Annotated in this window: 13 protein-coding genes and 1 pseudogene; 3 read left to right on the forward strand and 11 right to left on the reverse strand. The window is 44.2% G+C overall.

The window, feature by feature from the left end; all coding sequences use genetic code 11:
• Window positions 1–457 (forward strand): annotated as a pseudogene (locus tag IM322_RS00095) (Uma2 family endonuclease); the annotation flags it as partial.
• Window positions 458–841: 384 nt separating this feature from the next.
• Window positions 842–1,462 (forward strand): metalloprotease, encoded by a 621-nt coding sequence (locus IM322_RS00100; protein ID WP_287673038.1) that lies wholly within the window; start codon window positions 842–844, stop codon window positions 1,460–1,462.
• A 51-nt stretch (window positions 1,463–1,513) separates the two neighbouring features.
• On the opposite strand, the gene IM322_RS00105 is transcribed toward IM322_RS00100, so the two are convergent.
• From IM322_RS00105 to upp, 11 genes are all read right to left on the reverse strand, one after another.
• Window positions 1,514–1,684, reverse strand: a complete 171-nt coding sequence (locus IM322_RS00105; RefSeq protein WP_287673039.1) for a CAB/ELIP/HLIP family chlorophyll-binding protein — start codon at window positions 1,682–1,684, stop codon at window positions 1,514–1,516.
• Window positions 1,685–1,772: 88 nt separating this feature from the next.
• A complete protein-coding gene (locus tag IM322_RS00110) occupies window positions 1,773–2,501 on the reverse strand; it encodes a Bax inhibitor-1/YccA family protein (RefSeq protein ID WP_286826894.1) in 729 nt (242 codons plus the stop codon).
• Window positions 2,502–2,776: 275 nt separating this feature from the next.
• Window positions 2,777–3,757 carry a chlorophyll synthase ChlG gene (gene chlG / locus IM322_RS00115; RefSeq protein WP_287673040.1) on the reverse strand — a complete coding sequence of 327 codons (981 nt, stop codon included), beginning with the start codon at window positions 3,755–3,757 and terminating at the stop codon, window positions 2,777–2,779.
• A 6-nt stretch (window positions 3,758–3,763) separates the two neighbouring features.
• Window positions 3,764–4,840: a Get3/ArsA fold putative tail anchor-mediating ATPase NosAFP gene (locus IM322_RS00120; protein ID WP_287077087.1), complete on the reverse strand. Its 1,077-nt coding sequence runs from the start codon at window positions 4,838–4,840 to the stop codon at window positions 3,764–3,766.
• Window positions 4,841–4,862: 22 nt separating this feature from the next.
• Entirely contained in the window at window positions 4,863–5,054 is a 192-nt protein-coding gene (gene petP, locus IM322_RS00125) for a cytochrome b6f subunit PetP (RefSeq protein WP_002742483.1), read from the reverse strand.
• Window positions 5,055–5,534: 480 nt separating this feature from the next.
• Entirely contained in the window at window positions 5,535–5,867 is a 333-nt protein-coding gene (locus IM322_RS00130) for a hypothetical protein (protein ID WP_287673041.1), read from the reverse strand.
• 310 nt (window positions 5,868–6,177) lie between these two features.
• Window positions 6,178–7,074, reverse strand: coding sequence for an ABC transporter permease (locus IM322_RS00135; protein WP_287077092.1), 897 nt, complete (start codon window positions 7,072–7,074; stop codon window positions 6,178–6,180).
• Between the two features lie 323 nt (window positions 7,075–7,397).
• On the reverse strand, window positions 7,398–8,030 hold the full coding sequence (locus IM322_RS00140; protein WP_353737483.1) for a DUF305 domain-containing protein: 633 nt from the start codon (window positions 8,028–8,030) through the stop codon (window positions 7,398–7,400).
• 198 nt (window positions 8,031–8,228) lie between these two features.
• Window positions 8,229–8,546 carry a hypothetical protein gene (locus tag IM322_RS00145; protein ID WP_287673043.1) on the reverse strand — a complete coding sequence of 106 codons (318 nt, stop codon included), beginning with the start codon at window positions 8,544–8,546 and terminating at the stop codon, window positions 8,229–8,231.
• Between the two features lie 213 nt (window positions 8,547–8,759).
• Window positions 8,760–9,047 carry a ssl2009 family thylakoid membrane protein gene (locus IM322_RS00150; protein ID WP_287673044.1) on the reverse strand — a complete coding sequence of 96 codons (288 nt, stop codon included), beginning with the start codon at window positions 9,045–9,047 and terminating at the stop codon, window positions 8,760–8,762.
• A 14-nt stretch (window positions 9,048–9,061) separates the two neighbouring features.
• A complete protein-coding gene (gene upp / locus IM322_RS00155) occupies window positions 9,062–9,715 on the reverse strand; it encodes a uracil phosphoribosyltransferase (RefSeq protein ID WP_287673046.1) in 654 nt (217 codons plus the stop codon).
• 250 nt (window positions 9,716–9,965) lie between these two features.
• Between upp and IM322_RS00160 the strand changes: the two genes are divergently transcribed.
• Window positions 9,966–10,095, forward strand: a 130-nt coding sequence (locus tag IM322_RS00160; RefSeq protein ID WP_287675989.1) for a transposase family protein, incomplete at its 3' end; no start/stop codon positions are given.

Genomic DNA, 10,095 nt, shown 5'->3' on the forward strand with positions numbered 1-10,095 from the left:
CGTTATCGTGGAATTAACCTCTCCTAGTACCGCGAGAACCGATAAAGTGCGAAAAAAAGCCATTTATGAGGGAACCTTCCGCACGCCAGATTATTTCATCTACGATCCTTTTGATGGCAATTCTTTACAAGGATGGCATTTAGGAGCAGACCAACGCTACCATTCTTTAGAACGAAACGAGCGCGGCTGGTTATGGTGCGAAACCTTAGGCTATTGGTTGGGGACTTGGGAGGGGACTATTGACCGAGAAACGGCAATTTGGGCGAGATTTTATGACCCGGAAGGCAATTTAATCCCCTTGCCAGAAGAAGCGGCCCAGGAGCAAGCGGCCGCAGCACAGGAGCAAGCGGCCGCAGCACAAGAGCAATTAAATGCTACTCAGCAAGCTCTGGAAGCGGAAAGACAGCGTTCTCAGCGTCTGGAGGCTCGTTTGCGGGAAATGGGGATAGATTTATAGTGTCTCTTGCATAAGTCAGGAAATTTTCGGTAAATGTAGGGAAAAGGGGGTCCTATTAAAGGGAAAATTATCCCTTTCCCCCTTGGCCGAGTTCTGCAAAAAATTATAATACATTTGTATCAGATGATCAGGGTGGGGAGATGGGGAAATGACCTGATGAAGAGCTTTTTGCCTGACTGACGGACATATTTTCAACACAATAAGTGGTCGTGCCAAATTAATTGCCTAAACCTTGACGAGAAATTCTGTAAACTTCGATCAAAAGCCGCGTAAATTCTGTATTTTCTCTGGAAGTCTTAGATATAGCTTTTAAAATTGTGATCGTAGCGGCAAGCTAATCCAGATCAATTAAACTTCTTCCTCACTCCCGACTTTGTTAGTACCATGAAACCTAACTCTGGCCGTAAACGGTTATTATCCCTGATATCTGCTGTTTCTTGTGGCTCCCTCTTGATTTTATCCCCTCTAGCCCAGAGAGCGCAAGCAGACGATATTACGGATGCCTTAGAAGCGGTAATTGAATATACGGCTCAATTACACCAGATCAATTTTAAGTATTTGTTAAACGATGGCCCGATGACCACTCCCTGCGGTGTAATTTCCCTAGCAGCTTTCTGCACTGTAGATAATACAGTCTATGTCAATCTCAAGCAAGTTACTGGTATTAGCGATAATCCTTTATTTCCCCTTTACGCCGTCGCTCACGAGGCCGCTCACGCTGTTCAGTGGAATCGGGGTATTGGTGGCATCGATGAAGGTGGGATGAGCATCGGCATTGAATTACAGGCCGATTGTCTAGCGGGAGATACCCTTTCCTGGTTATTTACCGAAGCTAGAGGTTTATCCAAACAGGATTATATGCTAGCGGGAAAACTTCTAGGGGAAGCGGCCTCGGAAGTGGGCGATTTTGAAGCTCCTAATCGCTCCCACGGGACACCGCAACAGCGAGGTGATTCGGTCTTACAAGGATTCTACGGGGAAAATCATGAAGCTTGTATGCGTTAGCTAACACTCAAGGCTATATTTCCCCTAGAATGCCTAAAAAAGCCTAAAAAACTACTGTAACCCTAACCAAGATAACAGACCTTGGCCAGTTAGATACTCGATCAACAGGGTGATCACAAAACCAATCATAGCGGCTCTACCGTTGAGGCGCTCGGCATAGTCATTAAAGCCAAATTTGCGATCTTCTAATTTGGGGGTTTGAGTCGGTTGTGGTTCAGTCATGATCTTTACAGTCCGTTTACATTTCTTTACTATTCTAGCGGAGTTAGAACTTAGGGTGTAACTAATTTCTAACTCCTCCCTATTTGCCCTAATCTCGACCGTTAAGGGCGATTAAAAGGCGCAGAATAAAGATAAATAGGTTGATATAGGTCAAATACATCGATAAAGCAGCGCTGAGATACTGCTCATCTCTGTAGGTACGGGGCAAGATGTAAAAGTCCACCACTGCCGAGCCGGCAAACAAGAAAACCCCGATGCCAGAAATAGCGATTTCTAACCAGGTGGGAGTAGCGCCACCAAAGATAGAGAAAATTAGCTGACCAATGAGAACAATAAAGAGAGCGAGAATACCGATGCTAACGGTTTTAGTCAGGGCTAAACCATCTTTTTCCGACAGATTCGAGCCGATATTCCGTCCCAACACAAAAGCAATGCCGCAACCGAGGGCAGCAATTGCTACTCCTCGCAAACCGACACCGGAAGTACCTAAGGCCACATAGACGATTCCACTGAGAGTATAGCCAGAAAGAAGACTATAGAGAGTCAGTAGGGGCAGAGCAGTGCCTGTATTGCCTCTTTCGGCAGTATTACGGGCGACAAAAAATAAAATAATCTCGGCAATCAGAGCGACAAAGAAAGTCGGGAAAAAAATCTGGGGATAGGATTGGATCACACCTAAACCGCCATAGGTTCCCACCGCAGTTAAAATTAGACCGCCACCGAGATAGGGCAGAGCCTTGGGGATAACATTGGGGCCGATAAGTGCTTGGCTTTTGGCCTCGCGTAAAGCTTGACGAAAGTTACTGGTATTACTCATGGTGACTAGGTTCGAGATACTTGTCTCAATCAATCTTGTTAAACAGAAACTATTCTTGATTAGTTTGTCAAGAATGCCGAATAGTTGGCCGAGAAGAAAGAAAGTTTTCCCCTCAAGCACAATTACCTCTTGATTGTAACGAAAAGACTGGTGATCGAGCTAGAAGCCACAGTTTTCACCCCCCTTGACCGCTCAAGTCACCGTAAACAGAAGCCCGATTCAAGGCGATAATGTACCGTAAACTGGATATTTCCTGTTTTCAATAACTACAATCTTCAGAGTATCCCCTGACCTAAAGCCAAACCTGTCACCAACATTCCTAACACTAGAAAAGGCTGGGCGCTGGCTTGATATTTGACATCATTTTTGAGCGGATCCCGCAGAAAATACATATCTTGGAAAGTGATCTGAGGAATAATTAATAACAGTAAAATACCGGCATAAAGATTCTGATGAATACTAATCAGATAACCCGCAATTCCTGCTTGAAAAACATCGATCATAATCACGCAAATCCAAGCCGAGGTGGTAATTCCAAACATAACTGGTAAGGATTTTAAGCCTAATTTTTCGTCACCTTCCACACTTTTAAAGTCGTTAACGACGGCAATGCCTAACCCCGCTAGACTATAGATGAGGGTTAGGATCATAATTGTCCAATTTAACTGACCAAAAAGGGCGTGACCTGCCCACCAAGGTAATGCTATATAACTAGCACCGAGGGCATAATTTCCCAGCCAACCATTTTGTTTTAATTTTAAAGGTGGCGCTGAATAAATATAGGCGATAAAAGAACCAAATAGGGTTAAACAGAGCATGATCGGGAAATCATGACCGGCCCAGCGATCGAGAAGATAAGCTATTCCTAACCCACCCGCTAATAAAACCAAAATCTGGCCGACTACTTGCGGAATAGAAATTGCCCCCGAAGGAATTGGACGATAGGGTTCATTAATTGCATCGATTTCTCGATCGTAAAAATCATTTAAAGTTTGGGTATAACCGGTCATCAATGGACCGGAAAGTAACATACAGGTGGCCGCTTTTAAGACATCTTCTAAAGACCAAGTATAATTCCCCGATGAAGCTGCCCCACAGACAACCCCCCAAATCAGGGGAATCCAAGTGATCGGCTTCATCAATTGTAAGCGGATTTTCCAGAGGGAAGTTTCTGCCGATGAGGCCCCTTTCATGCCCAATAATTGGCGAGTTTTGGCCGCTCGATCGTCCTTGTTTTCTATCTCGGTGTTCGACATAATCCTTTAAAAAGAAATAATTAAGTAACCGTCTTGGAATTTTGCCCCTTTTACCGCTCGTCCGGTTAGAGGCGGTGGTACATCAATATTACGCCGTTGATCCCCAGCTTCGATGGTTAATTCTGGACCCGATTGCGTCAGTTTTACCTGTTTTTTCTCGAATCCGGGTAAATAAACCTTGACCTGACCGGCTGCCGTATCGATTATTAACGGTTTGGGCGGCTGCACCGTGAGAAAATTGGGTAACTCGGCGATTAACTCCTGCCAATCTTCTCCTTGACGGTCGGGTAAAATCGCCGCCGGCAGCGGTGCAAAATCTTCCGTGGCACTCTGACAGCGATTAAAAATCACTCCCCCCACATTTAAACCGATTTGCTGCGCCCCACCCCAAAGATATTTAGCGTCTGCGATCGCAATTGGATCGTCATTGGTGACTAGATAGGCTAAAACTCGCCGAGGATTAGCTAAAGCGGAGCGTCCCTCGTCTAAAATGTTATTATCGGCTTTCTGACCTAAACCGTCGGGATTAAAGGAGAAATTGAACACGGCAGCGGCGATCGGTTGGAAAAAGGGAGACAGGGTGCGACCAATCTCAGAATCGCTGAAAACCTGCCGAAAACGCCGTGAATACCAGCTGCCCACCTCTGGAATCCCCAACATTCGCAGGCTGTTGATATCTCCGCTGCCGTCGTAGATGATGACATCGTAATTGCCGCTTTTATCCTGTTCGCGCAGGAAATTTAAAGCCAGAGCTTGGTCCATCCCGGGTAAAATGCCCAACTCTTGACCATAAACATTTTTCAAGGTGGGAGAACGCAAATACTGCTTTTCTAATTCCTTGACTTCTTCCCAACTTTTTTCTAGTAAATGGGTACTACTAAGCTGGACAGCCGAGAGATTAGGGGCAATTTCGGTAATGGAGGAGCTAGGGGAGGCCTTGAGGAGTAATCCCCAAGCAGGACCAGAATCTTGACCGATCAAGAGAACTTTTGACCCCAGACCAGCCATTTTTTTTGCCGCAGCGATCGCTATTGTACTGCGACCGCTGCCCCCCTTGCCCAAAAAGGTCAAAATTAAGGACATAGTTAATTCCTAAGCGTTGTATTTAGATGAGTTTGAGTTCATCCTCAAAAAACCAAGTAGCGGTCTTATCATCGAACTGGACAACAGCACCAACACCGCTGCCATCGGTCATCTTAAAATTTTTGATGACACCCACTTTACCTAATTTACCCGCTACATCCGAGTTAACGCGGTCTCTTAAGCGACAGACCTTGACTTTTTGCCCGATTTCCATTACTTCCACAGTTTTAATAAGACGATAATTCAATAAACCAATCCTAAGTTTAATATAAATTCGTGTAAGATAAACCCCCCCAATGCTCTTCAGTTATTGGTCGTTTTAAGATCATCTGCACTTGGCGATCTTATGTACTAAGCGATAGGACAAAATCAACTTCTTGCTTAGGATAGGCAATAGGCAATAGGCAAGAGGCAATAGGTAAGAGGTAGTTAGGGTTTGCTGAATAAAGCTAAAAACCTTGTTGGGTAAGACTTTTAGACCTTTTGTCAATCAAAAAGTACTGGATATGGCAGTGATCGGGGGGAAATTTAGGCACTTTTTCCCTGAAAATTAGGTAATTGACCCCCTCAAAATGGTTAAAACCCCACACCCCACACCCTACACCCCACACCCTACTCCCAAGAAAAACTTTTTGCCGCAAACCCTAGTTAGATATGTGCAATTAATTGTGTCTAGCTACTCAAAAAAGGGGTTTTATTTGGTTTCTGGGGCAGGATTTTGCAGATTTTCTAGTTGTTCCCTTTGCTTGCGTTTAAACTCCTCGGCCGCTTCGTTGATATTATTGCGAGTATCTTCCTGAAATTCCGATCCGTCCCGGCTACGGCGAAAATTACTATTATGAATCAAGTCTAAAGGATTAAAACCACCGAGATCATCCCTGCCATCGGAACTACGTTCATTTTTTTGATAGTCCGGTTGACTGGGGTTCAAGCTTTGAGCTAACACTTGCGGATTAAAATCAGATCCGATTAATAAAATAGTAGCTAGGAATAAAGACGATTTGATTAACATTTTTTGAGTATTCATAATCTAACTAACTCCTCAGAAAATTATCTAGTTTTTGGTTGTGAGAAAGTTGCAGGCTTTTCAGTTATCAGTAAACAGTAAACAGTAAACAGTAAACAGTAAACAGTAATCAGTGAAATAAGAACTGTTTACTGATAGATAACTGATCAGACAATTTGAGCAACATTTTTTGAGTATTCATAATCTAACTAACTCCTCAGAAAATTATCTAGTTTTTGGTGGTCAGAAAGTTACAGGCTTTTCAGTGAACAGTAAACTAATAACTAATAACTAATAACTGATAACTGATAACTGATAACTGATAACTGATTTAAGCAAAACGACGACGAAGTAAGGGCTGAATTGCTAAAAGGATTAGCAGATCAAAAGCTAAGAGCAGGCCTAAAACTGTCAAGAAATTGAGGTCAAGCCAAGGGGTTTGTAAGACTATGCTATCAAAAGACCAGTGCTGATTGAAATAAATATAACGGATCGGTTCGATCGCATAGGTGAGAGGGTTGAGACTAGCGATTACTTTTAACCAATCTGCCATAAAGTTTAAGGGAGCGAGGGCGGTACTGGCAAATAAAAGCGGTAAATTGGTGACGAAAATGACGGCGATTAATTCGATATGTCCGGGGAGAGCAAAGGTTAAACTGAGACTTAAGGCAGTCATACCCAAAACTATTAGGAACACAATCAAAGCGATCGCACCTAATCCGGCTAAACTGGGCAATCCTGCTCCTAAAAAGGCACTAGCGGCCACGATCGAGGCGGTTTGGATGAAACTGAGGGCGATAATATAGATGGTAGAAGCAGCCACGATCGAGTAACGAGTGGTTAAAGGCGCTACCAAGAGACGGTTAAGAAAGCCAAATTCTCGATCGAACATTACCGGCAAACCGGCATTTAGGGCCCCAGAAAAAGCGGTAAAGACAATCACCCCGGGGGCGAGAAATTTAGCATAACTGAGATCGTTGCCGAATAGACCCTGGGGGGCATTATAAAACAATGCCCCAAATAAAATCAGCCACATAAATGGCTGAATTACCCCCGCGATTAGGGTTGAAGGACGACGTTGTAATTGGATGAACAGACGTTTAGTCATGGCCAGAGTTTCTTGCAGAAATTCCCCTAGCACATTTCCCCCATCGTCCACCGTTGCTCCTCTAGTGGGATTGGGGGCTAAACTAGCTTTTAAGGAAGAAGGTGTGATGGTTTGGCTCATGAAATATTTACCTCGAAAGGGAAGGATTTAGGTAGAGATTTTGGGATTGTCACTCTCAACCCCTGGCAAGCTGACAGTTCTATTTTAAAGTGAACAGAAGGATAAGTAGTCGTGCAAAATTAATTTCCTAGTGAAGATAGGCAAGAGGCAAGAGGCAAGAGGTGGTTAGATATGTGTAATTAATTTTGCGCGCGGTACTTATAGCAGTTATCTTTATTTTGAGGCGATAAGTCTCTGGTTTTAGGGAACACCAGAACTTCTGTATTAGTTAAGCGTACTTGCATTAGGGAACGCACCCTACAAAATTGCGATCGCAATACAAGCTAATGATGCATCCCACCCATTGGATTGCGATCACCAAACCAAGCCATCAACCAAGTTTGCATCTGCTGAATTTCCTGGCGCTGGCTAGTGGCAATGTTCTCAGCAAAGGGTTGGACAGGCTGATGCTTCACCAGATTATGATTCAGGAGCATTTGCGACATCATCACGGCTCCCATATGATGTTTAATCATATCTTGTAAAAAAGTTTGATCTAGGGCATCGCCCTGAAGTTGACTCAGATCGCGCATCATGGGAACGTAGGAGATGCTAATATTCCCGCTGGGATACCACTGGTTGAGCCAGTTTTTCATCTGAGCAATTTCAGCAGTTTGCGCTTGAATGATATTTTGAGCAAACTGCCTCATCTCAGGACGACTAGTGCGTGCCAGAATAACCTGGGCGGTATCGATTGCCTCCTGATGGTGGGGAATCATTTGGGCAAGATAGTTAAACTCGCTACTGACCTGCATATGATGCATCCCACCCATGCCGTTGCGAGAAGATTGAGCAGAGGCGGAATCTGGAGAATTTCCAGATGGACGTGTCAGAAGTAAAGTTAAGGTTGCAGTCAACCCAAGAGCGGCAACCGCCCCCAGCACAATAATGGCTTTATTCTTCATGGGAGAAACCATTTACAAATCTCACCATACTATAGCACCTGCTCAAAAGTAACCGGAACTATCTTGACCAAGAAATTGGCAGTCTGACGGCTGAACTCACCCGCCGTCGTTAACTTCCGATAAGGCTCAGACAGTACCTGATGAGCCTTTCTTTGTCAACTCTTACTGAATGAGCCTACCCTGCCAGAAGCCTTTTGATTTCCTGAAGATTTACTCAGGAATCCCAAAACATTGTTGTTGTCCACTAACCAATGACACACCTGGGGTTCGATTGTTTGCAAAAGCTTCATCTATTAGCTTTTGAAAATAATCTAAACACTGCTGTCGTGTCCATCCACTTCTTTGTACATTTTGACTAGGTGAAGATGAACGTTGTCTTTCAAATGATTTTAGACAAGTCATAAAAGCGTTAAAGTCATTCCCGTAAATCCTATCACAATAATTCCATTGCTCTGGACTTGGACTTGTTTGAGCTAAGGCTATTGTAGCCGCAACACCCACTGAAAGCACGGTAACACTCAAAACCATAGCATTTTAAAAAATGCTGATCATCGACTTATTGACTACTAGCATAAACCTTCCACCTCCAATTTTACAGGGCGTTGTCAAATTGAAAGATGCTCCGAATCAGCTTGGAACTGATTTCATATTCTGATCTGACAACGCATATTCTGATCTGACAACGCCTTATTCTTAAGATATTATCCAACAAGGTTTTTAGATTTATTCGGCCAGCCCTATTTAATGATCGCTACCGTTTTCCTGTACCGCTCCTAACTGTTGACGCACATCATCGATCGCTAGATTTAACTGGGCAATTTTATCTTCTAAACTGCGGCGGGCCACTTCCATGCCTTCCTCTGGAGTCAAGCGCCCATTGCGGATCTCCTCTAAAAAAGCTTGATTATCACCATCTGCTAAACCGCGACGGCCGCGATTAGCCAACACTGTCCCCAAAACACCGCCCACTAAACCACCGACAATCGCACCGGCTAAAAAACCGCCCGTAAACCCATCTCGCTGACTCATAATCCCTTTTTCTCCTAATAGGTTCCAAAAGCTCGATCGCCGGCATCGCCCAATCCCGGCACGATGTAACCGCGGCTATTTAATCCTTCATCGATAATAGCCGTATAGATGTTCAAGCTGGGATAATTTTGACTCAATTTCTGTAAAGCTGGCGGGGCAGCCACCACGGAAATCAGGCGAATCAGGGTAGGATCAACGCCTCTGCTGGTAATTTCTGCCATTGCTGTTGAAATTGATCCCCCCGTGGCTAACATCGGTTCAAGAATTAAGACTCTTGTGGCCGGATCAAAACTGGTCGGTAATTTATTTAAATAACAACTCACCTCCAGGGTTTCCTCATTTCTGGCCAAACCGAGGTGATAGGTACTAGCTAGGGGTAAAAGGCTTTGCGCCCCTTCCAACAGGGCTAATCCTGCCCGTAAAATCGGAACTACGGCGATCGGTACGCTAGGATCGATAAAAGTAGCGGGACATTCCGCTAGAGGGGTTTTAACCCTAGTTTCCAGCGTCGGCAACCATTGCCGCGCCGCTTCGTAGGTTAACCAGCGCCCTAGTTCCGTCATCGCTGTTTTAAACAGTACCGAGGGGGTATTTTGATCGCGAGCGATCGCCAGCCAATGCTTAATCAGAGGATGTTCGGGAACGTAGACGCGCAGTTGTAAAACCATGAAAACACTAGAACTCGATCGAGGGCTAAACTTTATCTTAAGCGAAAAAGCCTTCAGGAGTCAGTTATCAGTGATCAGTAATCAGTAATCAGCTTTTTTCTCCCTATCTCCCCATTCCCCAACCCCTATCCCCTATCCCCTATCCCCTACCCTGCCCCCTAGGGCTGATTCATTCTCCCATCAGAATATCAAAAGTAAAAGCGATCACTGTCTTTGTAAAATGAGAAGTGACCGCCAACTTTTTAAATATATGTTGAGCTTAATAGAAAAACTGAAACAAGTCAAGGACTTTCGGAAAGATAAAGGAAAAAGACACCCTTTATGGATAGTATTATTAGTAATAATACTGGGAACAATGCTAGGATACTCAGGTTATAGAG

Source organism: Microcystis sp. M109S1, from assembly GCF_020247025.1.
Lineage (GTDB): Bacteria > Cyanobacteriota > Cyanobacteriia > Cyanobacteriales > Microcystaceae > Microcystis.

Excerpts from the sequence above, each read along its gene's own strand:
- IM322_RS00100 (WP_287673038.1), top strand. The coding sequence starts at position 842 with ATGAAACCTAACTCTGGCCGTAAACGGTTATTATCCCTGATATCTGCT.
- IM322_RS00130 (WP_287673041.1), bottom strand. The coding sequence starts at position 5,867 with ATGAATACTCAAAAAATGTTAATCAAATCGTCTTTATTCCTAGCTACT.
- IM322_RS00120 (WP_287077087.1), bottom strand. The coding sequence starts at position 4,840 with ATGTCCTTAATTTTGACCTTTTTGGGCAAGGGGGGCAGCGGTCGCAGT.
- IM322_RS00140 (WP_353737483.1), bottom strand. The coding sequence starts at position 8,030 with ATGGTTTCTCCCATGAAGAATAAAGCCATTATTGTGCTGGGGGCGGTT.
- IM322_RS00105 (WP_287673039.1), bottom strand. The coding sequence starts at position 1,684 with ATGACTGAACCACAACCGACTCAAACCCCCAAATTAGAAGATCGCAAA.
- petP (WP_002742483.1), bottom strand. The coding sequence starts at position 5,054 with ATGGAAATCGGGCAAAAAGTCAAGGTCTGTCGCTTAAGAGACCGCGTT.
- upp (WP_287673046.1), bottom strand. The coding sequence starts at position 9,715 with ATGGTTTTACAACTGCGCGTCTACGTTCCCGAACATCCTCTGATTAAG.
- IM322_RS00135 (WP_287077092.1), bottom strand. The coding sequence starts at position 7,074 with ATGAGCCAAACCATCACACCTTCTTCCTTAAAAGCTAGTTTAGCCCCC.
- chlG (WP_287673040.1), bottom strand. The coding sequence starts at position 3,757 with ATGTCGAACACCGAGATAGAAAACAAGGACGATCGAGCGGCCAAAACT.
- IM322_RS00145 (WP_287673043.1), bottom strand. The coding sequence starts at position 8,546 with ATGGTTTTGAGTGTTACCGTGCTTTCAGTGGGTGTTGCGGCTACAATA.
- IM322_RS00110 (WP_286826894.1), bottom strand. The coding sequence starts at position 2,501 with ATGAGTAATACCAGTAACTTTCGTCAAGCTTTACGCGAGGCCAAAAGC.
- IM322_RS00150 (WP_287673044.1), bottom strand. The coding sequence starts at position 9,047 with ATGAGTCAGCGAGATGGGTTTACGGGCGGTTTTTTAGCCGGTGCGATT.